This is a genomic window from Pseudoduganella sp. UC29_71 (genome assembly GCF_042693265.1).
In the GTDB taxonomy this organism is placed as follows: Bacteria; Pseudomonadota; Gammaproteobacteria; order Burkholderiales; family Burkholderiaceae_D; genus Rugamonas.
In genome coordinates this window covers 2,449,587-2,475,819 of record NZ_CP170549.1, presented here as the reverse complement: position 1 = coordinate 2,475,819, position 26,233 = coordinate 2,449,587, and the positions used below count along the sequence as shown (strand labels likewise).

At 65.6% G+C, this 26,233-nt stretch carries 18 protein-coding genes; 11 read left to right on the top strand and 7 right to left on the bottom strand.

From position 1 onward, the window contains the following. The first annotated feature begins 173 nt into the window (after positions 1 to 173). From ACFJI2_RS10825 to ACFJI2_RS10810, 4 genes are all read left to right on the top strand, one after another. Positions 174 to 1,913 (top strand): methyl-accepting chemotaxis protein, encoded by a 1,740-nt coding sequence (locus ACFJI2_RS10825; RefSeq protein ID WP_377704996.1) that lies wholly within the window; start codon positions 174 to 176, stop codon positions 1,911 to 1,913. Positions 1,914 to 2,160: 247 nt separating this feature from the next. Continuing rightward, complete coding sequence (locus tag ACFJI2_RS10820; RefSeq protein ID WP_377704995.1) at positions 2,161 to 5,313, top strand: TonB-dependent receptor; 3,153 nt, start codon at positions 2,161 to 2,163, stop codon at positions 5,311 to 5,313. After that, a complete protein-coding gene (locus ACFJI2_RS10815; RefSeq protein ID WP_377704994.1) occupies positions 5,313 to 7,313 on the top strand; it encodes a family 43 glycosylhydrolase in 2,001 nt (666 codons plus the stop codon). The genes ACFJI2_RS10820 and ACFJI2_RS10815 overlap by 1 nt, the downstream gene beginning before the upstream one ends. Before the next feature lie 156 nt (positions 7,314 to 7,469). Then, positions 7,470 to 7,946 carry a VOC family protein gene (locus tag ACFJI2_RS10810; RefSeq protein WP_377704993.1) on the top strand — a complete coding sequence of 159 codons (477 nt, stop codon included), beginning with the start codon at positions 7,470 to 7,472 and terminating at the stop codon, positions 7,944 to 7,946. Between the two features lie 2 nt (positions 7,947 to 7,948). On the opposite strand, the gene ACFJI2_RS10805 is transcribed toward ACFJI2_RS10810, so the two are convergent. From ACFJI2_RS10805 to ACFJI2_RS10780, 6 genes are read right to left on the bottom strand one after another with little or no spacing between them, the layout of a single operon-like run. Beyond that, positions 7,949 to 9,343 (bottom strand): FGGY-family carbohydrate kinase, encoded by a 1,395-nt coding sequence (locus tag ACFJI2_RS10805; protein WP_377704992.1) that lies wholly within the window; start codon positions 9,341 to 9,343, stop codon positions 7,949 to 7,951. Then, positions 9,340 to 10,362 carry an ABC transporter permease gene (locus tag ACFJI2_RS10800; RefSeq protein ID WP_377704991.1) on the bottom strand — a complete coding sequence of 341 codons (1,023 nt, stop codon included), beginning with the start codon at positions 10,360 to 10,362 and terminating at the stop codon, positions 9,340 to 9,342. The genes ACFJI2_RS10805 and ACFJI2_RS10800 overlap by 4 nt, the downstream gene beginning before the upstream one ends. Continuing rightward, positions 10,359 to 11,366: an ABC transporter permease gene (locus ACFJI2_RS10795; protein WP_377705822.1), complete on the bottom strand. Its 1,008-nt coding sequence runs from the start codon at positions 11,364 to 11,366 to the stop codon at positions 10,359 to 10,361. The genes ACFJI2_RS10800 and ACFJI2_RS10795 overlap by 4 nt, the downstream gene beginning before the upstream one ends. A gap of 5 nt (positions 11,367 to 11,371) precedes the next feature. Then, the gene (locus tag ACFJI2_RS10790) at positions 11,372 to 13,018 is read right to left on the bottom strand and encodes a sugar ABC transporter ATP-binding protein (RefSeq protein ID WP_377704990.1); all 1,647 of its coding nucleotides are present in this window, start codon (positions 13,016 to 13,018) and stop codon (positions 11,372 to 11,374) included. Between the two features lie 12 nt (positions 13,019 to 13,030). Then, complete coding sequence (gene rhaS / locus ACFJI2_RS10785; protein ID WP_377704989.1) at positions 13,031 to 14,035, bottom strand: rhamnose ABC transporter substrate-binding protein; 1,005 nt, start codon at positions 14,033 to 14,035, stop codon at positions 13,031 to 13,033. Further along, the gene (locus tag ACFJI2_RS10780) at positions 14,032 to 14,835 is read right to left on the bottom strand and encodes a DeoR/GlpR family DNA-binding transcription regulator (protein ID WP_377704988.1); all 804 of its coding nucleotides are present in this window, start codon (positions 14,833 to 14,835) and stop codon (positions 14,032 to 14,034) included. The genes rhaS and ACFJI2_RS10780 overlap by 4 nt, the downstream gene beginning before the upstream one ends. Before the next feature lie 378 nt (positions 14,836 to 15,213). Between ACFJI2_RS10780 and ACFJI2_RS10775 the strand changes: the two genes are divergently transcribed. The 6 genes from ACFJI2_RS10775 (at position 15,214) to ACFJI2_RS10750 (ending at position 24,546) form a co-directional block, all read left to right on the top strand. Beyond that, complete coding sequence (locus ACFJI2_RS10775; protein ID WP_132132551.1) at positions 15,214 to 17,313, top strand: bifunctional rhamnulose-1-phosphate aldolase/short-chain dehydrogenase; 2,100 nt, start codon at positions 15,214 to 15,216, stop codon at positions 17,311 to 17,313. A 91-nt stretch (positions 17,314 to 17,404) separates the two neighbouring features. Continuing rightward, the gene (rhaI, locus tag ACFJI2_RS10770) at positions 17,405 to 18,700 is read left to right on the top strand and encodes an L-rhamnose catabolism isomerase (RefSeq protein WP_107868986.1); all 1,296 of its coding nucleotides are present in this window, start codon (positions 17,405 to 17,407) and stop codon (positions 18,698 to 18,700) included. Positions 18,701 to 18,720: 20 nt separating this feature from the next. Then, positions 18,721 to 21,591, top strand: a complete 2,871-nt coding sequence (locus tag ACFJI2_RS10765; RefSeq protein WP_377704987.1) for a glycosyl hydrolase — start codon at positions 18,721 to 18,723, stop codon at positions 21,589 to 21,591. Then, positions 21,588 to 23,048, top strand: a complete 1,461-nt coding sequence (locus ACFJI2_RS10760) for a glycoside hydrolase family 28 protein (RefSeq protein WP_377704986.1) — start codon at positions 21,588 to 21,590, stop codon at positions 23,046 to 23,048. Before ACFJI2_RS10765 ends, ACFJI2_RS10760 begins: the two co-directional genes overlap by 4 nt. After that, positions 23,048 to 24,235 carry a glycoside hydrolase family 105 protein gene (locus ACFJI2_RS10755; RefSeq protein ID WP_377704985.1) on the top strand — a complete coding sequence of 396 codons (1,188 nt, stop codon included), beginning with the start codon at positions 23,048 to 23,050 and terminating at the stop codon, positions 24,233 to 24,235. Before ACFJI2_RS10760 ends, ACFJI2_RS10755 begins: the two co-directional genes overlap by 1 nt. Further along, positions 24,232 to 24,546, top strand: a complete 315-nt coding sequence (locus ACFJI2_RS10750) for an L-rhamnose mutarotase (protein ID WP_377704984.1) — start codon at positions 24,232 to 24,234, stop codon at positions 24,544 to 24,546. The genes ACFJI2_RS10755 and ACFJI2_RS10750 overlap by 4 nt, the downstream gene beginning before the upstream one ends. A 97-nt stretch (positions 24,547 to 24,643) precedes the next feature. Here the strand turns inward: ACFJI2_RS10750 and ACFJI2_RS10745 are convergent, their stop codons facing one another. Further along, positions 24,644 to 25,624, bottom strand: a complete 981-nt coding sequence (locus ACFJI2_RS10745) for an alpha/beta hydrolase (RefSeq protein WP_377704983.1) — start codon at positions 25,622 to 25,624, stop codon at positions 24,644 to 24,646. Between ACFJI2_RS10745 and ACFJI2_RS10740 the strand changes: the two genes are divergently transcribed. Further along, the gene (locus ACFJI2_RS10740) at positions 25,623 to 26,222 is read left to right on the top strand and encodes a DUF1080 domain-containing protein (RefSeq protein ID WP_377704982.1); all 600 of its coding nucleotides are present in this window, start codon (positions 25,623 to 25,625) and stop codon (positions 26,220 to 26,222) included. The two genes, ACFJI2_RS10745 and ACFJI2_RS10740, sit on opposite strands and share 2 nt — an antisense overlap. Positions 26,223 to 26,233: the final 11 nt, after the last annotated feature.

Below are 26,233 nucleotides of genomic sequence, written 5' to 3'. Positions count from 1 at the left end.
GTTAAATACGCGGCTACGTGATGTGTCATCCCAACAGTCCTTGATAAATGCCGATCGGCGGTCCGGGCATTATAGCCAAGAGGCGGTACGGTAGTTACAATGGGAATGGAGTTAGTTTCCTTGTAACAAGATAGTCACAATTTTCGTATCAATCCCTACAGAGAAGAAACACCATGACGATTACCAAACGCCTGATGCTGACCTTGTCCGTGGCGTTGCTGGCGCTGCTGTTTGTCGGCGCCAATGGCGTGCTGCAGCTGCAACGCGCGCAAGCCCGCCTCGATACCGTGCAAACCGGGCTGATACCCAGCATCGCGGGCCTGAACATGGCCAAGAATGCGGTCTCGGACAGCCGCCTGGCCGGCTACCGCCTGTCCGTGTTTTCCGCCCCGGCCCCGGCCGAGTGCCCGGACCCGTGCAAAATGCCGGACAAGGCCTCGCTGGTGAAAGCCTACGACGACGCGCACGCCAAGTTCGACGAGATCCTGAACAAGTATGAAAAGGAAAACGCCACCGACGACACCGACCGCAAGATGGTGCAGGCGGACCGCGAAGCGATGGCCACCTACCGCAAGGCCCTGGTGCCATTCCTGGCCGCGTCCCACGCGGGCGACATGGACGGCGTGCGCGCCACGCTGGTGGGCGGTTCGCCGCTGGCCGTGGGCGCGGCCGGTGTGAAGAAGGCGCTGGACGACCATATCGCCTACAACAATACGCTGATCGACAAGGTGCGCGCTGAATCCATCGCCGCCTACAAGTCGGCCTTCACCTTGCTGGTGGGCGTGATGGTGGCCGCGCTGGTGGTGACCGGCTTCCTGGGCTACCAGCTATACCGCATCATCAGCGTCAGCTTGAGCAATATCCAGGGCACGCTGCAAGACGTGAGCCAGACGCTGGACCTGACCCACCAGGTGCGCGTCGAGCGCATGGATGAAGTGGGCCACACCGCCGTGGCCTTCAACAAGCTGCTGAGCGATATCGGCAACGTGGTGGGCAAGGTGCGCAACTCCACTGAAACGGTGAGCTCGGCGGCACAGCAGATCGCGGCCGGCACCGGCGACCTGTCCTCGCGCACCGCCTCGCAGGCTGCCGCGCTGGAACAGACCGCGTCCAGCATGGAAGAACTCAGCTCGACCGTGGGCCAGAACGCGGACAACGCGCGCCAGGCCAACCAGCTGGCGCTGTCGGCGTCGGACGTGGCGGTGCAGGGCGGCAGCGTGGTGGACCAGGTGACGCAGACCATGTCGTCCATTAATGAGTCCTCGCGCAAGATCGTCGATATTATCAGCGTCATCGACGGCATCGCCTTCCAGACCAACATCCTGGCGCTGAACGCGGCCGTGGAAGCGGCGCGCGCCGGTGAGCAGGGCCGCGGCTTCGCAGTGGTGGCCACCGAAGTGCGCAACCTGGCGCAGCGCTCCGCTGCTGCGGCCAAGGAGATCAAGGTGCTGATCGAAGACTCGGTGGACAAGGTCGGTTCCGGCACCAAGCTGGTTGAACAGGCAGGCGCCACGATGAACGAAGTGGTGACCAGCGTGCGCCAGGTGACGGACATCGTGGCCGCCATCAGCGCCGCAACCGATGAGCAGAATGCCGGCATCGCCCAGGTGCACCAGGCCATCACGCAGATGGACAAGGTGACGCAGGAAAACGCGTCGCTGGTGGAAGAAACCGCCGCCGCCGCGCAGCTGCTGCGCGACCAGGCCGAGGAACTGTCGCAGGCGGTGGCCGCCTTCAAGATCAGCGCCAGCCAGGCGCCGGCGCCGGCCGCCAAGCCGGCCCCGGGCCGCCCCAAGGTGGCGCCTATCGGCTCGGCGGTGGCGCGTGCGCCTGCCGCGCCCGCAGCAAAACGGGCCGCGCCGGCCAGGCTGGCAAACGCCAAGCCGGTGAGCGACGACTGGGAAGAATTCTAAGCTCGAAGGCTTCCTGAAAGGGCCGCGCCAGAGATGGCGCGGCCCTTTTTATTATCTAAATGATTTATATCGTTATGCGTTTTGTGCAGGTGCAGCATGGGTTTTTCGCATTTGATCATCATTGTGATTCTTTCGGCTTGCAAGGCGAAATCCGCTCAACGCTCACATAGAATGCAATCTGAAGGTGATCAGTAACGTAGCAAATAAGCACAGGCCAATCAAAGGCCGATTTCCGGAGGAGAGTATTGTGAGCGTATGCAATTCCCAACAAAAGCGCTTCGCGGCGCGTCCGAACAGCGTGATGATGCTGGCCATCGCGTCCCTTTTTGCAAGCAATGGCGCACTGGCCCAGGAGGCCGCGCCGGCCGCTAAGCCCGAACCGAAGGCCGAAGCAGCGGCCGCCGCGCCGCAGGACAACGTGGTCATGGTGGTCGGTACGCGCAAGTCCGTCGCCTCCGCGATCGACCGCAAGATCCGCAACAGCACCGTGTCCGACTCGCTGGTGGCGGAAGACATCAATCAATTCCCTGACAAGAACGTGGGCGAGGCGCTGTCCCGCATCACCGGCGTGCAGCTGACGCGCGATTTCGGCGAAGGCACGCAAGTGTCCATTCGCGGCGTGGAGCCCAACCTGAACCGGGTGGAAATCAACGGCCTGTCCGTCTTGAGCAGCAACGGCACGGCCGGCCGTGGCGCCGAACTGCGCGAGCTGGCCTCCGAGCTGATCTCGTCCATCGACGTCTACAAAGGCAGCACCGCCGACATGACCGAGGGCGGCGTGGGCGGCAGCGTGGTCATCAAGACGCGCAAGCCGCTGGACTTCAAGAAGCCCACCGTGGCCGCCACCATCGCCGCTGAACAGGCTTCCAGCCGTGGCGGCGTGCAGCCGCGCGTCAGTCTGCTGCTGGCCGACAAATACCTGGACGGCCGCCTGGGCCTGATGGCCAACGTGGTCTACGACAAGGTCTACACCCGCAACGACTACGCCCGCAACACTTCCTGGCGCTTCCTGCGCGACTGGGATTACTCCGCCGAGAAGACCGTCGTCAGCCGCGATCCGGCGCTGGCCGCCATCGGCACCTACGCCGGCTGCAACGCACCCACGCTCACGGCCGCGCAGAAGACCGCTTGCCAGACGCAGTGGTACGACTATTCGCCTGGCATTTCGCGCTACGGCATCTGGACCCGCGACCACGAGCGCTCGTCCGCCGAACTTACCGCGCAGTACAAGGTCAGCAACGAGCTGACCGCGTTCGCCAGCTACCAGGCCAACCTGCAGGACCAGCGCCTGAACGACCGCAACTACGGCACCGACCTCGGTTCGGCGGCGCGCCTGGCCAACGGCGGCACGGCCCCCATTTACAACCAGGCCACCGGCGTGCCCACCACCCCAGGCACCTGCGGCACCGTGCCGGGCGACCGCACGCCGGACGGCGTGGTCACCAGCAGCCACTATGTGACCCAGTACGTGGTCGGCAACTGCAACTACGTGGCCGGTGCGGGCGGGCAGGGCGCATTCAGCACTTCGGCGCGCGACTTCCAGCTGAAGATCGACTCCAAATACGCGTCGGGCGGCTTCAACTACCGTGGCGAACGGCTGGAAGTGGAAGGCCTGGTCGCCAAGACGGAGTCGAACTACAGCAGCGAGAGCAACAGCGTGGTGCTGACGCAGAACGCGCCCGGCCTGAAGGTCACGCTGGACAAGCAGGGCTTGCCGCACTTCGATTTCCCGGCCGCGTCCTCGCCGGAGAACAACAACGCCTACGTGCAGGCGCAGCTGCAATACCGCCCGTCGGAAACCAAGAACACCGAAGACCAGGTGAAGCTGGACTTCAAGTACAAGCTCGATACGCCGTTCTTCAGCAAGCTGTGGTTCGGCGCGCAGGGCCGCAAGGCAACCGCCAAGCAGTACAACGGCGGCGGCTACATGGCCAGCAACGGCTCGGACCTGGTCAGCACGGCGGACGACGTCAACGTGGTCACGGCCAATGTGAACCAGACCGTGGTCTTCGATCCGTACTACACCGGCAGCGCCCAGCGCGCGCCGGACGCGCAGTCCTTCCTGAACTCGAACTACTCCACCAAGTACGTGAACGCCGCCACCATGGCGTCCATGGTGGCCGCCATCCGCGGCCGCTCGCCGGGCACTTTCTTCAGCGGCTACGACAAGGTCAGCGGCCTGCCGAGCGACTGGCTGTCCCCGGTGTACGCCAACGCTACGCAGTACTTCGACACATCGCACTTCAACCACGACAACCTGTATTCCGCGCCTGGCAGCGACGGCAAGATCTACCCGCAGCTGCCGGCCTACGCGGTGGACGAGCGTGTGCAGTCTGGCTATGCGCGCGCCGACTGGGAGACGGAGCTGCTGGGCTATTCCATGTCCGGCAACATCGGCGCCCGCTATACCCGCACCCGCGACATCTCGACCGGCTCGTCGCGCTTGCAGGTGCGCGTGGCGAACACCCCGGGTTCGTCGACTTACACCGACCGCGTGGTGACCAACTCGATCAGCACCATCGACAACACCTACCACGACATTCTGCCTAGCGCGAACGCCATGGTGTGGCTGGTGCCGGACACCTTCCTGGTGCGCGTGGGCTGGGCCAAGGTCATGGCACGTCCTAGCATCGACCTGCTGGTGCCGAATGCCACCTGTACCGCAGGCAGCGGCCTGGCGCAGTTCGGCGGCGACGGCCAGGACGACTGCACGGCCGGCAATCCGGACCTGAAGCCTTTCCGCGCCACCAATACGGACCTGAGCTTCGAGTACTACCCGAGCGCCGACAGCCAGGTCAGCGTGGGCCTGTTCGACAAGAAGATCTCCAGCTACATCCTGGACAAGACGCTGGTGAAAGGCGTGGACCTGTTCAAGAATGGCACGCTGTTCGACGTGACGCAGCCGATCAACGGCAAGGGCGCCACCACCAAGGGCATCGAGCTGACCGCGCGCACGGCGTTCACCTTCCTGCCTGGCTGGCTGGGCGGCTTTGGCGGCGACTTCAACTACACCCGCATGAGCTACAAGTACGCGGCGGGCACGGAGCGCCTGAACATCCTGGACGGCACCGTGCTGCCATACCCTGGCCTGTCGAAGAACAGCTACAACGCGGCGCTGTGGTATGACCTGGGCAAGATCAACGCCCGCATCGCCTACAACTACCGCGACCGCTTCTACACCGGCGGCAACGACGTGTCGGGCAACCCGAACTTCCAGGAGAAGACCGGCTTCCTCGACGCCAAGTTCCAGTATCGCTACAACGACAAGGTGACGTTCTCCATCGAAGGCAAGAACCTGACGGACCAGGCGCAGATCACCGATGCGGGTGACCTGTTCCGCGTCAACGAGCTGGCCTTCTCGGGACGCCGTTACTTCCTCAGCGTGTCGATCAAGAACTGATGCTGCCGACACTGTCCCTGACCGCAGCCGCGGTGCTAGTGGCCCTGGCGGCCCCGGCTGCCTCGGTTGCCTCGGCCGCCCCTGCGGCGGCAGCGGCGGCCGCAGCGGCGGGCGAGCCCGCATTCGCCAACCCGCTGGTGCGCCAGCGGGCCGATCCCCACGTCACCCTGCACAGCGACGGCTACTACTACTTCACGGCCACCGTGCCGGAGTACGACCGCATCGAACTGCGCCGCGCGCGCACACTGGACGAGTTAGGGAGCGCGCAGGCGCAGGTGGTCTGGCGCAAGCACGCCAGCGGCCCGATGAGTTATCACATCTGGGCGCCTGAGCTGCACCGCATCGACGGCAAGTGGTACATCTACTTCACCGCCGGCCGTGCGGATGCGCACTGGGAGATCCGCCTCTACGTGCTGGAAAACAGCTCGCCCGATCCGCTGCAGGGCGAGTGGGTGGAGCGCGGCCAGCTCAAGACTGGCTGGGAAAGCTTCGCGCTGGACGCCACCACCTTCGCACTGGGCAGCAAGCGCTACCTGGCCTGGACCCAGCGCGGCGCTGAGCCGGCCTTCAAGGGCACCAATATCTACCTGGCCGAGATGGACACGCCGCTGTCCATCAAGGGACCGGCCACCATGCTGTCGCATCCCGAGTACGCATGGGAGAAGGTCAAGCACGACGTGAACGAGGCGCCATCCGCGCTGGTGCGCAACGGGCGCGTGTTCCTCACCTATTCGGCCAGCGCCACGGACGCCAACTATGCCATGGGCCTGCTGAGCGCACCCGCCAGCGCCAATCTGCTGGATGCGGCCTCGTGGCGCAAGTCCGCCGAACCGGTGTTCAAGAGCGCCAACGGCCAGTACGGCCCCGGCCACAATTCCTTCACCACCACGCCGGACGGCAAAACCGACGTGCTGGTCTACCACGCGCGCGACTACCGCGACATCAAGGGCGACCCGCTGCGCGACCCGAACCGCCACACGCGCGCGCAAGTGCTGCACTGGCGGGCCGACGGCACGCCGGACTTCGGCGAGCCCGTGGCCGACCACGGCAAAGTCGCGGCCAAGCCGCTGTTCCGCGACCCGGTGGAAGACGGTGCAGCCGACCCGGTGGTGATCTGGAACCCCGCGCGCGGCAAGTGGTGGATGTACTACACCAACCGCCGCGCCAAATCCCCCGGCCTGAGCGGCGTCACCTGGGTGCACGGCACGGGCATCGGCATCGCGGAATCGGACGATGCAGGCGCCACCTGGACCTACGCGGGGCTGGCCGATATCGAACTGCCGCCCGAGCTGGGCGGCAAGGACGCGACGCACTGGGCGCCCGAAGTGGTACAGGGCGACGATGGCGTCTACCACATGTACCTGACCGTGGTGCCGGGCGTGTTCACCGACTGGAAGCACCCGCGCCACATGGTGCACCTGACCAGCACCGATATGCGCAACTGGCGCAAGCCGGAGCTGATCAAGCTGGCCTCGGAGCGCATTATCGACGCTTGCGTGTCCCGCTTGCCGGGCGGCGGGTGGCGCATGTGGTACAACAACGAGGCGGACAAGAAGTCCATCTACTACGCCGACAGCACCGACCTCAGAACGTGGACCGACCGTGGCCGCGCCGTCGGCGACCAGGCCGGCGAGGGCCCGAAAGTATTTCAATGGCGCGGTTCGTGGTGGATGATTACCGACGTGTGGCGCGGCTTGGGTGTGTACCGTTCGACGGACGCCGTCAACTGGACGCGCCAGCCGGACAACCTGCTGCAGGGACCGGGGCAGGGCGCGGACGACCAAGTGCAGGGCGGCCACGCCGACGTGGTGGTTAGCGACGGCCGCGCCTACTTGTTCTACTTCACGCATCCGGGCCGGCGCGGCGCGGACGCCAAACTGGACGGCCCAGAGCAGCGCCGCAGCTCGATCCAGGTGGTTGAGCTGATCGAGGAGGGCGGCATACTGCGCGTAGAGCGCGACCGCCCAACGAATATCCTGTTGAAAGCTTCAGTACGCTAAGAGTCTCCTGCCCTCCACATGTTCATCGAGCGGCATTCCCCGCGACACTGGCCCAGCGCCGTGTCGCGGTTTTTTTGTCCCTTTTTTGTGTGCGGCGTGTGCTTAATATGTGAGCAAAATGCTATGCTTGCGAGTCTACACACAGTGGAGGTGACCATGAATAAGAACACGATTTGCCTGTGGTACGACGAAGATGCCGAAGAAGCAGCGAAGTTCTATGCCCGCACTTTTCCGGACAGCACAGTTGGCGCCGTGCATCGCGCGCCGGACGATTTTCCGGGAGGCCAGGCCGGGCAGGTCCTGACGGTGGAATTCACCGTCTGCGGCATTCCTTGCATGGGACTGAATGGCGGGCCGGCCTTCAAGCAGAGCGAGGCGTTTTCCTTCCAGATCGCCACGGAAGACCAGGCCGAAACAGACCGCTATTGGGACGCCATCGTCAACAACGGCGGGCAGGCGAGCGCCTGCGGCTGGTGCAAGGATAAATGGGGATTGTCGTGGCAGATTACGCCGCGCGCCCTGACCGATGCCATGGCACAGGGCGGCGACGTGGCCAAGCGCGCGTTCAAGGCCATGATGGAGATGGGCAAGATCGACGTGGCCAAGATCGAGGCGGCAGTGCGCGCCGCCTGACCTTACAGCGCCGCGAGCCAGCGCGCGCGGTACTCGGCCCAGCCGGCCAGCGCGAGCGGCTGGGCCGCCGACGGCGCGCTGCCGTCGCGCGCGGCGGCGGCACCGTCTTCACCGTGGCGCGCCGCAGCGTTGCCCCAATGGGCCAGCATCCAGGCGCCGCACGTCGTGCCGCTTGCATCGTCCGAGCAGACGACGTTTTGCGCGGGGCGCAGCGCGGCCAGCAGCGGCGCGAAGTGCGGATTGCCCGTGTAGCTGCCTTCCACCACAACCTCGCCTTCGGCCGCGCCCAGCGCCGACAAGCAGTAATCGCTCATCAGCACGCAATACAGCGTGGCCAATGCATACCGTTCCTGTGCCGTTTGCGGCGCCGGTCCGGCAATTTCGCCTGCGCGCCCGCCAAACGGCCCGCCGGCGGCCGCAAAGCAGGGCAGCGCCATGGTGCCCTGGGCGATCAGCCGCTGCAGATCGTCTGCCGTGCACAAGGCAGGCGTTGGACCGGCTAGCTCGCCGAACTCCCGGCCACCCATGAAACGCATGCAGGCCACCGGCTCGCCCAGCGCATTGCTGTTGGCCAGCATGTCGGCTTCCTCGCGCAGGCCGTCCAGCGGCATGCCGATGGCGGCGGCGATCACCCAGGTCCCCGTGGAGAGCACCGTGCGCGGTCCGCCTTGCAGGTGGCGCAGCAGCGAAGCGTTGCTGTCGTGGATGCCGCAGACCACTTTGCAGTCCGCCGGCAAACCGGTTTGCGCCACCAGCTCCGCCTTTAGCATGCCCAGTGGCGCCCACGCCGGCTGCATCGGCGGAAACAGCCCGCTCCAGCCCAGGCGCTCCACCAGCGCGGAATACTGCTGCCGCGCCGGTTGCCACAAGTCCGTATGGCAGCCCAGCGACGTCACCTCGCTGGCCGCCACGCCGCACAGCCGCCATGCCCAGTACTGCGGATACATCAGGATATGGCGCGCCCGCGCAAACTGTTCGGGCCAGGCATGCGCCTGCCAGGCCAGCTGCCGCCCCAGGTTAAGCCCAGCAGGCAGCAACGGCGAATGGCTGGACGCGTAAGCCGGCCGCAACGCGCGGTAGGCCGCGTCCTGCGACGGCGGCAGCTCGAATTCGTAGTCCAGCACCGGCAGGACCAGGCCCTCATCGTCCACCAGCGCGGCGGTGGCGCCGTGCGTCACCGGCACGATGGCGCCGACCTGCGCCATCTGCGCGAAGCCGCGCATGGCGCCCAGCATCCAGTTCCAGATTCGTTCCGTGTCGTGGTGCGGATACAAGCCCCCCGCGACAATGGCGTTGGGGCTGCGCTGCTCGGCCAGCGTGCGGCCGTCCGCATCGATCAGGGCCAGTTTGACGTTGGTCTTGCCGATGTCGAGGACGATCGTGGCGCTGCCCGTCATTTGGCCACCTTGCGGCCGCGCAGCAGGCGAGGCAGGGCGATCGTCACCAGCAGCAGCACGCCCACCACGATGGTCATGTAAATGCCAGGGATGTTGGCCAGTGACAGGCCGTACGTGACCGTCCCCAGCGTGAGCACCGCCAGCAGCACGCCGCCGATAGTGCCTGCGCCGCCGGCGATGCTGACGCCGCCCAGGATCACCATGGTGATCACTTCCAGTTCCCAGCCCATGGCGATATTGGGGCGCGTGCTGCCGATACGGCCGGTCAGCAGGTAGGCCGCCAGGCCAGCCATGGCGCCCGCCACCATGAACAGCACCAGGCGGTAGCGTTCCACCGGAATGCCGGAGAAGCGCGCTGCGATCGGGTTGTTGCCGATGGCGTAGATGCGGCGGCCCCAGGTGGTGGCGTGCAGCACCGTCGCGAACAGGGCAGCGAACACCAGCAGCACCACGAACTCGCGCGGGATGAAGTCGAAGAAATAGCCCTGGCCCCAGTCCATCATCAGCTGCGGATAGCCGGTATAAGCCTGGTCGCCCAGCACCACGCTGGCAAGGCCCCGGAACAGCGACACGGTGCCGATGGTGACCACGATGGACGGCAGCGCCCAGCGCGTCACCAGCCAGCCGTTCAGCCAGCCGCAGGCCGTGCCGGTGGCCAGCGCCACGAACAGCAGGCTTTCCGGCGGCAGGCCGATGGACTTGGCGTAACCCATCGCCACCGACGACAGCGCCAGCGTGCCGGCCACCGAAATGTCGATCTCGCGGCAGATGATGAGCAGCGCCATCGGCAGCGCGATCAGCGCCTTTTCACTGAAGTTGAAGGTGCCGTCGGCCAGGTTGTTCAGGTCCAGGAAGTTCGGCAGCAGGATGCCGCAGACGACGAAGGCCGCCAGCAGCAGCAAGGCCAGCAGGCTTTCCCAGCGGCCCAGCGCGGCGCCCAGGCGGAAGCCGGGACGGTCCTGAATGACGTAGCGCGACGTGCTCGCCGCAGGGGTAGGTGTAACAGGCGCAGGGTTCACGCGGCACTCCCGGTAGCAGGTTGGGCAGATTTGACGAGATGCAGAGGCAGGATCTGGCGGCCGGCGCTCTTGTTGCCGCGTGCGTTGATCATCACGGCGGTCAGGATCACGAGGCCGGTCAGGGCGCTTTGCCAGAACGGCGACACTTTCAGCACCGGCAGGGCATTGCCGATCACGGCCAGGAACAGCGCACCGAGCACTGCGCCGGCCACCGTGCCGGTGCCGCCCGCGATGCTGATGCCGCCGATGACGCAGGCTGCGATCACGGTGAATTCAAAGCCGTAGGCGATCTCGGTGTAGGCTACCGCGTAGCGCGCCACCCACAGGTAGCCGCACAGGCCCGCCATCAGGCCCGACAAGCCGTAGGTCCACAGCAGGCGGCGGGCAATCGGAATGCCGACATAGCGCGCCGACGCCGGCTCGTTGCCGACGGCGTACAGGTCGCGGCCGAAGCGGCTGTGGCGGGCTACGAACACGGCCGCCAGTACGGTCGCCGCAGCGATCCACACCAGGTGGCTCACGCCCAGCAGGCGCGCCAGCGGGAAGGCGATGAAGTCGGCCGGCATCTGGTGCGAGGACACCCAGGCGCCGCCGGACAGCACGAACACCAGCCCGCGATACACGCTCATGGTGCCCAGCGTGACCACGATGGGCGGCAACTGCAGGTAGCCGATCAGCCAGCCGTTGATCAGTCCGAGCAGCAGGCCGATGGCCACGGCGGCCAGCATCACCAGCACCAGCGGCAGGTCCGGGTAGCGCGAGGCCAGCAGCGCGGCCATCATGCCCGACAAGGCCAGGTTCGACGCCACCGACAAGTCCACGCCGCGCGTCACGATGACCAGCATCTGCGTCAGCGCCAGCATGATCAGCAGCGTGCTGTCGGTGAGCAGGCCGGCCAGGCTGGCGCCGCTCAGGAACACCGGCGCGCGCAGGCCCACCAGCAGGATCAGGCCCACTATCATCAGCGCCAGCAGCGCTTCCCTTTGTTTTAACACGCTTTTCATTGCGTTCATGCGCATTCCTCTACCGGCAGCGCGCAGCCCGATGCCGCCGCCACCACTTTCTCAGGCGTGGCCTCGGCCCGCTCGAATACATTGGTAATGTGCCCCTGGTGCATGACCACCACGCGGTCCGCCAGCCCCAGTACTTCCGGCAGTTCGGACGACACCAGGATCACCGACAGGCCTTTGCCTACCAGCTCGCTGACGAATTTGTGCACGGCGGCCTTGGAGCCGATGTCGATGCCCTTGGTCGGCTCGTCCAGGATGATCACGCGCGGATTGGTCGCCAGCCATTTGCCCAGCACCACCTTCTGCTGGTTGCCGCCGGAAAGCTCGGATACCAGCTGCGTCAGGTGGCTGGCTTTCAGCTCCAGCTGCTCGCTGAAATGGCGCGCGATGCTGTTCTCCTGCGCGCGGCGGCTGCGCAGCAGGAAGCCCACCTTGTCCAGGATGGGCAGGGTAATGTTCTGCAAAATGGGCAGCGACAGGTGCGCGCCCTGGTGCTGGCGGTCTTCCGGCACATAGGCAATGCCGTTGGCGATGGCGTCGGCGGGGCAGGTGATGCGCACCTGCCTGCCGCCCAGCCGTACCGCGCCGCGCACGTTGCTGCTCAGGCCGAACAGCGCCTGCATCACTTCCGAGCGGCCGGCGCCGACCAGGCCGTAGAAGCCCAGGATTTCGCCCTGGCGCAGCTTGAAGCTCACGTTCTCGAATTCGGTGGGATGGCAGAAACCGTCCACTTCCAGCAGCACCTGGCCCGGCGTCACGTCCGCCTTGGGGTAGGCCTGGTGCACGGCGCGGCCCACCATCAGCGCCACCAGCTCCGGCTCGGTGATGTCGCACAGCGCGCCTTCGGCGATGAACTGGCCGTCGCGCAGCACCGTGTAGCGGTCCGCCACGGCGAAGATCTCGTCGAACTTGTGCGAGATGAAGATGACGGCGGTGCCCGCGGCGCGCAGCTGGGCGATGATGCGGTACAGCTCCTGGATTTCGCGCTGCGACAGCGATGCGGTCGGCTCGTCCATGATGACCACGCGCGCGTCCTGCGACAGGGCGCGGGCGATTTCCACGAAGTGGCGCTGCGCCACGCTCAGGTCCTTCACCTTGGCGCGCACCGGCAGCGATACTTCCAGGCGTTCAAACAGTTTTTCCGCTTCCGCTTCGATCAGGCGCCAGTCGATGCGGCCCAGCGCGCCCTTGCAGGGCTGGCGGCCGACGTAGATGTTCTCGGCCACGGTCAGCTCGTCGAACATCACGGTTTCCTGGTGCACGGCGGTGATCCCGGCGCGCATGGCTTCCTGCGCGCTGGCGAACGTGACCGGCTTGCCGCACAGTTCCATGGTGCCTTCGTCGGGGCGGTAGATGCCGGTCAGCGTCTTGACCAGCGTGGACTTGCCCGCGCCGTTCTCGCCGATCAGCGCCATCACTTCGCCCGGGCGCACGGATAGCGCTACCTTGTTCAGAGCCACGATCCCGGCAAAGCGCTTGCTGATGCCGGACAAGGCCAGCACCGGCGCGGGCAGGGCGCCCGCAGCCGCCGCCTGGGCCGGCGCGCCGGCCGGGGCCGAAGCCGACACCGAAGCCGGCACAGCAGCTGCGCCAGGCCCGCCGGTTTGCAGCGGCACCTCGCCGCTAGCTAACAGATTGAGTTGCATGCTACGTCCGCATCAGAAGATTTTGGAGAACTTGTCGACGTTCTCCTTGTTGTAGGTGAACGGTGCGCCCATGGCCGCTTCGCCGTTCGCATCGATCGCGATGGTGCCCATGCGGCCCGCCGAAACGGAGCCGCCGGCCTTCGCGTTCGGCGCGCCCTTGACGAAGTCGTACGCCGCGTACGTCGCCGCGTAGCCCAGGTCGATCGGGTTCCAGATCGCGAATTCGCGCACCGCGCCGGTCTTCACGTGGCCGGCCATTTCGGATGGCAGGCCCAGGCCCGTTACGAATACCTTGCCCACCAGGTGCTCGTCCACGACGGCCTTGCTGGCCGCGTTGATGCCGACGGTGGTGGGCGAGATGATGGCTTTCAGGTTCGGATTGCTGCGCAGCAGGCCGATGGCTTCGCGGTAGCTCTTGTCCGACTGGTCGTCGCCGTACACGGTGGCCACCAGTTTCAGCTTGGAGAATTCCGGCTTGGCCAGCTCGCCCTTCATCACATTGATCCAGATATTCTGGTTGGTGGCCTGCGCCGAAGCGGACAGGATGGCGATTTCGCCCGCGCCGCCGATGGCGTCCGACGCCATCTGGATCTGCTTCTGGCCGATCAGCGTGGCGTTGGAAGGGTTCAGCTGCATCATGCGGCCTTCCTGCGCCAGGCCGCTGTCGAAGGAAATCACCTTGATGCCGCGGCCCATGGCCTTCTTCGCGATCGGCACCAGCGCGTCCGGGTCGTTGGCCGAAATCACGATGGCGCTGACTTTCTGGCTGATCAGCGAGTTGATGATTTCAATCTGCCCTTCGGCGCTCGGCGTGGTGGGGCCGGTGTAGATGATCTCCACGTCCTTCAACTGCGCGGCGGCCTCCTTGGCGCCGGCGTGGGCCGCGTCGAAGAAGCCGTTGCCCAGGCTTTTCACCACCATGGCGATGCGCACCTTCTCGGGCTTCTTTTCACAGCCGGTGAAGGCGACGAGCAGGCTGGCGGCCAGCGCCGCGATTGCGAGTTTCTTGAGCTTCAATGCGAGGTCTCCGATTGGTACATGGACGCGGTCTGGTAGTCGAACGCCGGGTTGTAGTTAGGGGTGTTGATCTGCGGCGGCATGGCTTCCGGCTCCACCGTCACCACGCGGATGCCGGACTGCTCCATCAGCTGCACGGCCGAATCGGAGGCGTGGGTATCGGTGATCACGGTGGCCACGCGGTTCAGGCCGCACAGGATCAGGCCGGCCTTTTTCTGGAACTTGGAGCTGTCGGCCAAAACGATCAATTCTTCGGCCTGACTGATCAAACGCTTCTCAGCCTGGATCAGCAGCGGATCGGCTTCCATCAAGCCAAGCAGCGACAGGCCGTACACGCTCATGAACATCTTGGCCGCGTAGTGGTGCTGGGTGATGTCGTTGTCGAAGGGGCTCAGGATCACGTTCTGCTCGCGATAGACCTTGCCGCCGGGGAGGATGATCTCGTTTTCGCTCGATACCAGCAGGCGCTCGGCCATGAGGAAGGAGTTGGTCAGGATCTTGAGGTGCTGGTCCACCAGGAATTCGGCCATCATGAAGGTGGTGGTGCCACCGTTGATGATGATCGTTTCGCCCTCGGTGCACATGCCGGCCGCGTAACGCGCAATGGCGCGCTTGCGTTCGGCGTAGCACTGGATATTGTTCTGGAAGGTTTCGCTGGTGAGCGGGAAACCGCGCTTTTTCTGTTGCAGATTGGTTGCGCCACCCCGGGTGCGGGTGAGCAGATTACGGCCGGCCAGCCAGCTGATGTCCCTGCGGACCGTAGCAGGCGAGGCGTTGAGCCACTCGACCAGTTGAGGCACGCTAGCCGTATTATGTTCGGCGAGCAGCTTCAACAAACGTTTACGACGCTTGTGATTTACCATTTCTGTCTCCTCTTATTTTGTGTCTACTCAAGTTCTTCCGCCGGATTTCTCCGCCGGCGGTGCCAGGTGATCACTTTATTAAGGGAGAGACTAATCATTTTGGTCAGGCCAGTCAATCATGCTTCGCTCAACTACTTGATTATTTCCGCCGCATTGCAGCATTAACTGCGCGTTTCAATCAACGATATGATTATTTCGCTCTTAGTCATCATGTTGATTGCTTCCGCATTGACACTCCATACCCCGCTGATTTCTACTGATTGCAGTTGCCCCGAAGGCAAAAAAGTACACATACCCCACAACGGAGATCAGCAAATGAAAGACCCGAAGCAGAAAGAACCGATCGCTTCCCTTTGGAATGACAGCGCAGCCGCCGCCATGAGCGAGCCGGAACTGCTGCTGTACCGTTCCAACCTGTTGGGTTCGGACCTGCGCATTACCAATTTCGGCGGCGGCAATACCTCCGCCAAGGTCATGATGGCCGACCCGCTGAGCGGCGAACAAGTGGAAGTGCTGTGGGTGAAAGGCTCCGGCGGCGATCTGGGCAGCATCAAGATCGACGGTTTCTCGACCCTGTACATGGACAAGCTGCAGGCCCTGAAGCAGCGCTACCGCGGCCTGGCGTTCGAGGACGAGATGGTGGCCTACCTGCCGCACTGCACCTTCAACCTGAACCCGCGCGCCGCCAGTATCGACACCCCGCTGCACGCCTACATCGACCGCAAGCACGTCGACCACATGCACCCCGATTCCTGCATCGCCATCGCCGCATGCAAGAACAGCAAAGAGATCACCGCCAAGGTATTCGAAGGTGAACTGGGCTGGCTGCCTTGGCAGCGTCCGGGCTACGACCTGGGCCTGAAACTGGAAGCGCTGTCGAAATCGCAGCCGCAGCTGAAAGGCATCATCCTGGAAGGCCACGGCCTGTTCACCTGGGGCGACACCGCCAAGGACTGCTACGAGACCACGCTGAACATCATCAAGCGCGCCGAAGAGTGGCTGGCCGCCAACGTGAAGCAGCCGGTGTTCGGCGGCGCCGGCACCACGCCGCTGGCCGCCGAGGAACGCTCCGCGCTGGCCGCCAAGCTGATGCCTGTCCTGCGCGGCAAGATCAGCCAGGACGAGTACAAGCTGGGCCACTTCGACGACAGCGACGCGGTGCTGGAATTCGTCTGCAGCAAGGACCTGGCGCCGCTGGCCGCGCTGGGTACGTCCTGCCCGGACCACTTCCTGCGCACCAAGATCCGTCCGTTCGTGATCGACTTCGACCCGGCCAAGCCGGACTTCGACGGCCTGGTGGCGGGCCTGGACGCGCAGCTGGAAGCCTACCGCGCCGACTACCGCGCCTACCATGAGCGCTGCAAGCATGACAACAGCCCGGCAGTGCGCGACGCGAATCCGATCATCTACCTGATTCCAGGCGTGGGCATGCTGTCCTTCGCCAAGGACAAGGCGACCGCGCGCATCGCCGGCGAGTTCTACGTCAACGCCATCAACGTGATGCGCGGCGCGAACGGGGTGGACACCTACGTCGGCCTGCCGGAACAGGAAGCGTTCGACATCGAATACTGGCTGCTGGAAGAAGCGAAGCTGCAGCGCATGCCCAAGCCGAAAAGCTTGGCCGGCCGCATTGCGCTGGTCACCGGCGGCGCCGGCGGCATCGGCCAGGCGGTAGCCCGCCAGCTCCTGCAGGAAGGCGCATGCGTCATGCTGACCGATATCGACGCCGAGGCACTGGAACAGGCGCACAAGGACCTGGCCAAGGCAGCCGGCAAGGACAGCGTGGGCAGCATCGTTGCCAACATCACCAGCGAACAGGCGGTGGAAGACGTGATCAACGCCGCGTCGCTGCGCTTCGGCGGCATCGACCTGCTGATCTCGAACGCGGGCATCGCCTCGTCGGCGCCGCTGGACGAAACCACGCTGGAAATCTGGAACCGCAACCAGGATATCCTGGTTACCGGCTACTTCCTGGCCAGCCGCGCCGCCTTCCGCATCATGAAGCAGCAGAAGCTGGGCGGCAGCATGGTATTCGTGGCGTCCAAGAACGGCCTGGTGGCATCGGCCGGTGCGTCGGCTTACTGCACCGCCAAGGCGGCCGAAATCCACCTGGCGCGCTGCATTGCGCTGGAAGGCGCGCCGCACGGCATCCGCGTCAACGTGGTCAACCCGGACGCTGTGATCCGCGGTTCCCGCATCTGGGACGGAAAATGGAAGCAGGAACGCGCCCAGTCGAATAAAATCGGCACCGACGACGTGGAAGACTTCTACCGCCAGCGCAGCATGCTGAAACTGAGCGTGCTGCCGGAAGATATCGCCGAGGCGGTGTACTTCCTGGCCAGCGACAAGGCAGGCAAGAGCACCGGCAACATCCTGAACGTGGATGCCGGCAACGCCGCAGCCTTTACTCGTTGATTGCGCGTTAATCGTGCGCTAATCGCGCGCTAAGCAAAACCGGCGGGCATGCATGGCATGCCCGCCTTCAAAAGAACAGATGGAGACTGGGATGAGCACTTTGATCGACGCCGGCCGCGTGGCCGAACACAACGCAAAACTGGAAGCAAACCTGCAGGCCGACTACGACGCACTGGCCGGCGTGCTGGCCCGCCGCGGCCAGGACATCGAAAAGCTGACTGCCGTCGCGCAGCGCTTCGCGGTGGCGCTCCCAAGCTGGGGCGTTGGCACCGGCGGCACCCGTTTCGCGCGCTTCCCGGGCAAGGGCGAGCCGCGCAACGTGTTTGAGAAAATGGAAGACTGTGGCGTGATCCACCAGCTCACGCGCGCCACGCCCAGCGTGTCGCTGCACTTCCCGTGGGATAAGACCACCGATCCGGCCGCGCTGCGCGAGCAGGCCGAAGGCTACGGCCTGGGCTTCGACGCCGTGAACTCGAACACCTTCCAGGACCAGCAGGGCCAGGAACACAGCTACAAATACGGCAGCCTGACGTCGCAGGACGCGGCCACCCGCGCGCAAGCGGTTGCGCACAATATCGAATGCATCGAACTGGGCAAGGCGCTCGGCTCGAAAGGCCTGACCGTGTGGGTGGGCGACGGCGCCAATTTCCCAGGCCAGCACAACCTGCGCGGCGCGCTGGAACGCTACCTGGACAGCGCGCGCGGCATCTACGCCGCGCTGCCGGAAGACTGGCTGATGTACATCGAGCACAAGCTGTTCGAGCCGGCGTTCTACGCCACCACCATCGCCGACTGGGGCACCAGCTTCGCCTGCGCGCAGCAACTGGGTCCGAAGGCCAAGTGCCTGGTGGACCTGGGCCACCACGCGCCGAACACCAACATCGAGATGATCGTGGCGCGCCTGGCGCAGTTCGGCAAGCTGGGCGGTTTCCACTTCAACGACAGCAAATACGGCGACGACGACCTGGATTCGGGCAGCATCAATCCGTTCCAGCTGTTCCTGGTCTTCAACGAGCTGGCCGACGCGGAACAGCGCGACGGCGCCGGCTTCAACCCGGCCTACATGCTGGACCAGTCGCACAATGTGACCGATCCGATTGAAAGCCTGATGAACAGCGCAGCCGAAGTGCAGCGCGCCGCCGTACAGGCAGCGCTGGTGGACCGCGCGGCCCTCAAGCAGTACCAGGAAGCGAACGATGCGCTGCAGTCGGCGCAGGCGCTGAAGCAGGCTTACCGCACCGACGTCAGCGCCATCCTGGCCATGGCGCGCGTGCGTTCGGGCGGCGCCATCGATCCGGTGGCATGCTACCGCGCATCCGGCTACCGCGAAAAGGCGGCAGTAGCGCGTCCGGCAAAGGCAGGCGCCAGCAGCAGCGGCATCGTTTAAACGTCCGCCGGAGCCTATCGATGAGCAAGCGCACCATGCGCAGGACGGCGGCTACGCGTAACATTCCCTCAACATGGCTCGCCGCTGCGGTGGCTGCCGCCGTCGCTGCCATGGCCGCCGGCGGGGCGCTTGCCTCGGCCGGTGCAGGTGCGGCTGGCGCCGCAGCCGCGGCCACAGCGTTCGTGCCGCCGGCACCGGTGCGCTCCGACCGCCTGGCGGACGTGGCGGCCCGCCTGGCCGTCCCGCCGGACGACGCCAAGGCCATGGTGCGCTGGTGGTGGTTCGGCCCCAACGTGGTCAAATCCCAGCTGGAACGCGAAATGCAGGCCATGAAGGCCGGCGGTTTCGGCGGCTTCGAAATCCAGCCGGTCTACCCCATGGAACTGGATGACCCCGCGCGCGGCATCCGCAACGTCCCCTATCTTTCCCCCGAATTCCTCGACGCCGTCAGCTTCGTCAACACCAAAGCCCACGAGCAGAAGCTGCGCGTGGACATGACGCTGGCCAGCGGCTGGCCCTACGGCGGCCCGAACGTGCCGGTCACTGAAGCGGCAAGCCGCATGCGGGTGGCGGCCGTCGCCATTCCTCCGAACGCGGAATCCTGGCCGCTGCCGTCCGTGATGAGCGGCGAGAAGCTGGTCGCCGCCTTCATCGGCGAGGGCAGCGAGAAGCAATACGACGCGACCAGGCTGCGCCTCATCGACGGCGCAGGCGCCAAGCCCGCCGGCACCGGCCGCGCCGCAGCCGCGCCGTCCGCGCAAGCGCGCGTGGCCGTCTACTACATCGCCACCCGCACCGGGCAGCAGGTCAAGCGCGCCGCGCTGGGCGCCGAAGGCTTTGTGCTGGACCACCTGAGCCGCACCGCCATCGATCACCACCTGAACACTGTCGCCGAACCGCTGCTGAAGGCTTTCGGGGACAAGCCGCCGTACGCCGTGTTCTCCGACAGCCTGGAAGTCTACGGCACCGACTGGACCGACGACTTCCTGGCCGAGTTCCAGCGCCGCCGCGGCTACGACCTGAAGCCGCTCCTGCCCGCCGTCTACAGCGGCCAGGGACCGGACGCCGCCGCGCTGCGCCGCGACTGGGGCCTGACCCAAACGGAGCTGGTCAACGAGCGCTACCTGACGCCGCTGAACGACTGGGCCACCGCGCACCGCACGCAGTTCCGTTCGCAGACCTACGGCGAGCCCGCCGTGTCGATGTCCAGCAACCGCCTGGTGGCGCTGCCGGAAGGCGAGGGACCGCAGTTCCGCAGCTTCTCGTTCACGCGCCTGGCCACGTCGGCCGGGCACTTGTACAACCGTCCCGTGGTCTCCGCCGAGACCTGGACCTGGCTCAATTCGCCCGCCTTCAGCGCCACACCGCTGGACATGAAGGTGGAGGCGGACCGCATGCTGCTGCAAGGCGTGAACCAGTTCGTCGGCCATGGCTGGCCGTACACGCCGCCGGGTGCGCAGGAGCCGGGCTACTCCTTCTACGCGGCCGCCGTGTTCAACGACCACCAGCCATGGTGGAACGTCATGCCGGACGTGAACGCCTACCTGCAGCGCACCAGCTATCTGCTGCGCCAGGGCCAGTCTGCCAACCAGGTGGCCGTGCTGCTGCCCAACGACGACGTGTACGCGGCGCTCACGCCGGGCAAAGTGTCGCTGTCGGCTGAAATGCACAAGCACGTCACGCCGCAGCTCACCGAGCAGATACTCGACGCCGGCCACAATCTCGATTACGTGGATGCCGAATCCATCCTCGCGCTGGGCGTCAAGCATCCGGTGCTGGTCATGCCGCACGTGAAGCGCCTGGCGCCCGAAGTGCTGGCCAAGCTGCAGGCCTATGTGCGCGGCGGCGGCAAAATCATCGCCGTCGGCGGCGCGCCGTCGCTGGCGCCGGGCTATGCGGACGCGGCACGCATCAGCGGCCAGGTGGCCGCCGCCTCCAAAGCCTTGTTCGCCTCCGGCGCGCACGTGCAGGTTGTGGCCGACGACGCGGCAGTCGGCGCGGCACTGAAAAAGGCGCTGCCGGGCGACCTGCGCCTGGCGTCCAACCAGTCCGACGTCGGCTTCATCCGCCGCAAGCTGGCCGATGGCGACATCTACTTCATTGCCAACACCAGCAACCGCGAAGTGCGCACCACCGCCACGCTGGGCGCCACGCGCCGTTCCGCCGCCTGGTGGAACCCGCAGGACGGCAAAGCCACGCCAGCCAGCGTGAAACCCGATTTCTCGTTGACGCTCGCCCCATACGAATCGCGCGTGCTCGTGCTGTCGGACTCGCCGCAGGCGGCCATGCCCGCCGCCGGCGGCGTGGCCGCTTCGGCTTCGGCCGGCTCCGCTGCGGGCGCACCTTCTGTACTGGCGGACCTCAGCCGCGACTGGCAGCTCGCCTTTGCCGGCGCGCAGCCGCAGGCCATGCCGGAACTGCGCTCCTGGACCGACGCCCCTGCCACGCGCTTCTATTCCGGTCTCGGCGTCTACACGAAGGACGTGAACCTGCCCGCCGCACCGCAAGCCGGCTCGCGCGTCATGCTGGACTTCGGCCCCGGCAAGCCGCTGGACAGCACGCCCAAGGTCCCGGCAGGCATGCGGGCCATGCTGGAAAGCCCCGTGCGCGAAGCGGCCGTCGTCTACATCAATGGCCAGCGCGCCGGCTCCGTGTGGAAGCCGCCATACCAGCTCGACGTCACCCCATGGCTGAAAGCAGGCAGCAACCGCATTGAAGTCCAGGTCGCCAATCTCGCGCTGAACGGCCTGGCTGGACAGGAGCGCCCCGACTACCGCCTGCTGTCCGCCCGCTACGGCCAGCGCTTCGTCCCGCAGGACACCCACCTGATCGAGCCCAAGCCCTCCGGCATGCTCGGCCCGGTGCGCCTGCTGTCCGAGCAAATCAAATGAGGAACACCATGCAAGCAAGATGGATACAAGCCGCACTGGCGGCCGTGCTGGCAACGGTCATGGCGCTCGCCGCGCCGATGGCCGGCGCCAAGGACTACAGCGTGGACAAATACGGCGCCAAGGGCGACGGCACCACCATGAACACCAAGGCCATCCAGGCCGCCATCGACGCAGCCGCCAAGGACGGCGGCCGCGTCGTCTTCCCGGCCGGGACCTACCTGAGCGGCTCGATCTTTGTCAAGAGCGGCGTCACGCTCAATGTGGGGAAGGGCGCCACCATCCTCGGTTCGCAGAACATCAAGGACTATCCCGTAATGCCGACCCGCATCGCGGGCATCGAGATGCGCTGGCCCGCTGCGCTGGTGAACGTGTACGAACAGAAGAACGCCGCCATTGAAGGCGAAGGCACCATCGACGGCGACGGCAAGATCTTCTGGGACAGCTATTGGACCCTGCGCAAGGAGTACGAACCGCGCGGCCTGCGCTGGGCTTCGGACTACGACGCGCAGCGTCCGCGCCTGGTCCAGGTGTTCAACTCATCCAACGTCAAGGTGGGCGGCGGCCTGCTGCTGCGCCGCTCCGGTTTCTGGACGCTGCACATCTGCTACTCCACCGACGTGACCGTGGACGGCGTGGTCATCCGCAACAACGAAGGCGGGCGCGGCCCCTCGACCGACGGCATCGACATCGACTCCTCCAGGCGCATCCTGGTGCAGAACGCCGACATCGCCGTCAACGACGACGCCCTGTGCCTGAAAGCCGGCCGCGATTCGGACGGTCAGCGCGTGGCCCGCACCACCGAAGACGTGGTGATCCGCGACTCCATCGTGCGCGACGGCGCCGCCGGCGTCACCTTCGGCAGCGAAACGGCGGGCGGCTTCCGCAATATCGAAGCGTACAACATCACCGTGGTGGGCAATGTCCCGGTCGGCATCCTGTTCAAGTCCGCCCACACGCGCGGCGGTTTCGGCGAAAACCTGCGCCTGCACGACTTCAAGATGACCGGCATCCCCGTGGTCATGCGCATCACCATGAACTGGAACCCCAGCTACAGCTACGCCACCATCCCGCCGGAGATCAAGGATTACCCGCCTTACTGGAAAGTGCTGGCCACGCCGGTGCCGAAGGAGAAGGGCCGCGCCCGGTTCCACGACGTGAGTATCTGGAATATCAAGGCCACCGGCGCTACCACCGCGTTTGAGGTGAGCGGCTACAAGGAAGTGCCGCTGGAGCGCTTCAGCCTGAAGAACATCGATATCGAGGCGAAGCAGGGCGGCTTTATCCACGACGTGAAGGATTGGCAGTTCAGCGACGTGAAGCTGGCGCTGACCGCGCCGGTGGAAATGGAAGACGCGAGCGCCGTGCGCGGCCTGCCCGCCGGCACCACCATCGTGCGCCCGGCCGCGCCGAAGGAAGACCCATCGAAAAAGAGCTTTGAAGAACAGGACAAGACTTAATGGCTAAGAAGACTGCACTTTTCATCTCCCTGGCACTGGCCTTCGGCGCCGCGCCGGCACAGCAGAACTATCCGCTCCCCACGCCTGCCCAGCAAGCCATCGTCGACAAGGACACCAGCCGCAAATTCGGCGACGCACCGGCCGACGGCGGCCCGCTCGCCACCGGCCTGTCGCCGGCGCTGCAGCCGGCCGCCATCGACAAGGCGCTGCGCAAGGTGGCGGACTGGCAGCTGGAGCGCACCATGCGCCACCTGGACAAGATCTGGACTTCGGCCGTGCTGTTCACCGGCTTCATGGCCGCGTCCGAGGCCACCGGCGACGCGAAATACCGCGACGCCATGCTGACCATGGCGAAAGGCTTCAACTGGGAGCTGCGCACGCCGTATCCGAACGCGGATGACATCAGCGTGGCCCAAACCTACCTGGAGCTCTACGCGCTGGACCCCACGCCGGAAAAGCTTGCCGCGACCCGCACCCAGCTGGACATCCTGCTGCCGCTCAAAACCCTCAAGCCCGGCGACGACCGCCTGCCCTGGTGGTGGTGCGACGCGCTGTTCATGGCGCCGCCCGTATGGCTGAAGATGTACAAGGCCACCGGCGAGCGCAAATACCTGGACTACGTGCACGAGCAGTGGCAGAAGACGTACGACGCGCTGTACGACAAACAGGAACACCTGTACGCGCGCGACGCCAGCTACATCGGCAAGACCGAACCCAACGGCAAGAAGATCTTTTGGTCGCGCGGCGAAGGCTGGGTGCTGGGCGGCCTGGCGCGCAGCATAGACTACATTCCGGCGGATGATCCGAAGCGGCCGTTCTATATCCAGCAACTGAAAGAGATGTCGGCCGCCGTGGCGAAGATCCAGGGGCCGGACGGCCTGTGGCACGCGGGCTTGCTGGACCCGGCCACCTATCCGCTGCCGGAGATTTCCGGCTCGGCGCTGTTCGTGTACGGCATGGCGTACGGCGTGAACAATGGCTACCTGGATGAAAAGACCTACCGCCCGGTGATCGAGCGCGCCTGGGCCGGCATCCTGAAGAATGTCTACGCGGACGGCCGCCTGGGCGGCATCCAGCAGACCGGCGCGGAACCGGCGTTCTACCGCCCCGCGTCTTCCTATAACTATGGCGTAGGCGGCTTCCTGCTGGCTGCGGCCGAACTGAAGAAATTGGCGGCCAAAAAATGACGACGCGCGCTTTCCGCATGAAGCTGAAACCCGGCACGGTGGAGGAATACCGCCGCCGCCACGATGAGCTGTGGCCCGACCTGGGCCGCGCGCTGGGCGACGCCGGCATCTACGACTATTCGATTTTCCTCGACGAGGAAACGCTGCACCTGTTCGCCGTGCTGAAGCTTTGGCCGGACCACAAGATCGCCGAGCTGCCCAAGCAGGAAGTGATGCAGCGTTGGTGGGACTACATGGCCGACCTGATGGAAGTCGAACCCGGCAACCGGCCGCGCGAGTGGCCCTTGCAGCAGATGTTCCACTTCGCGTGACGGAGCCGGCGGGTTACGGCGTTCCGCCTAACCCGCCCTACGTGGCGCGGCTTTAACCGTAGGGCGGGTTAGCGCAGCGTAACCCGCCAGGAGCCGCCTACCGCCGCGACAACAGCCCGCGCGCCCGCAGCCACTCCTCCGCACGGCGCGGCCAGTCCGACGCGGTGCCCAAACCATCCTTCATACCCATGCCATGGCTGCCATGCTCGAACAGATACATCTCCGCCGGCACGTGCGCTTTCGTGAGCGCCTGGTAGAACAGGATGCTGTTCTCAACCGGCACCGACTGGTCCTCCTGCGTATGAATCAACAGCGTCGGCGGCGTGCTGGCCGTAACCTGCTTCTCCAGCGACATCTGCGCCACCAGCTCCGCCGAAGGCGCTTTGCCCAGCAGCGCGTTGCGGGACCCCATATGCGCCGCCGGGGGCTCCATGGTAATGACCGGATACATCAGCATCAAAAAGTCCGGCCGCCCGCTGGTTGCATCGAGCGCAGCGCCCGTGCGGCCGGCAGGCAAGTCGAACAGTGTGCCCGCGCTGGCCGCCAGGTGCCCGCCCGCCGAGCTGCCCATGACGCCGATGCGCGCCGGGTCGATTCCGAACTCCTTGGCGCGCGAACGCACCAGGCGCACGGCGCGCAGCACGTCCTGCAGCGGCGCCGGGTGGCCGAATTCCTGCATGCGGTATTTGAGGACAAAGGTGGTCACGCCCAGGCCCGAAAGCCAGTTTGCATATTGCGCGCCTTCCCGGTCGGCGGACAGGCGCACATAACCGCCCCCAGGGCATATGATGACGGCAGTGCCGTTCGGCCGGTCCACCGCAGGTCCGACCAGGGTAAGCGTCGGTTCGCTGACGTTGGCAATGCGGCCGTCCTTGTTTTGCTCGGCGCCGATATTGGCGCGCGCGCCGGGAACGCCTTCCGGCCACAGCGGAATAATGGGATTGGCGCTGGCCAGTGCGGCCATGCAGCTGATCATTGTGGCGAGTATGAGTTTTTTCATGGTGGAGAGAATATCAGAGATGAGTAATCTGGAAACGAAGCGTAAAACGAAGTTTCGGACGCTGTGCGCAGCGGCCATGCTGGTTGCCGGCCATGCCGGCGCCGTGGACCTGTTCAACGGCAAGGACTTCACCGGCTGGGAATTGCAAACCACGCCTGCCGCGCCGCTGGAAAGCGTGTTCACCTTGCTGCCGGACGGCGTGATCGCGTCCACCGGCCAGCCGTCGGGCTTTCTGGCCACCACCGCCAGCTACCGCAACTACCGCTTGCACGTCGAGTGGCGCTGGAGCGGCAAGCCGGGCAACGGCGGCGTGCTGCTGCATATCAGCCCCGGCGCCATGGACCGCGTATGGCCGGTGAGCCTGCAGGTGCAAACGAAGAAGGGCAGCGTCGGCGACCTGCTGCCGATGTCCAGCTACAGCTTCGCCGAACCGCCCACCAGCGCGCCGGGTGCCGCGCCCGTCATCAAGGCCCACACCGCTGCGGACAGCGAACTGCCGGCCGGGGAATGGAACAGCGCGGACATCGTGAGCCGCGACGGCACGGTGGAAGTGACCATCAACGGCGTGGCGCAAAACAAGGTGACCAGGGCCACGCCAGCCTCGGGCCGCATCGGCTTCCAGCTGGAAGGGGCGCCGTACGAGCTGCGCCGCGTCACGCTGACGCAGCTCGACTAAGCGGCCCAACT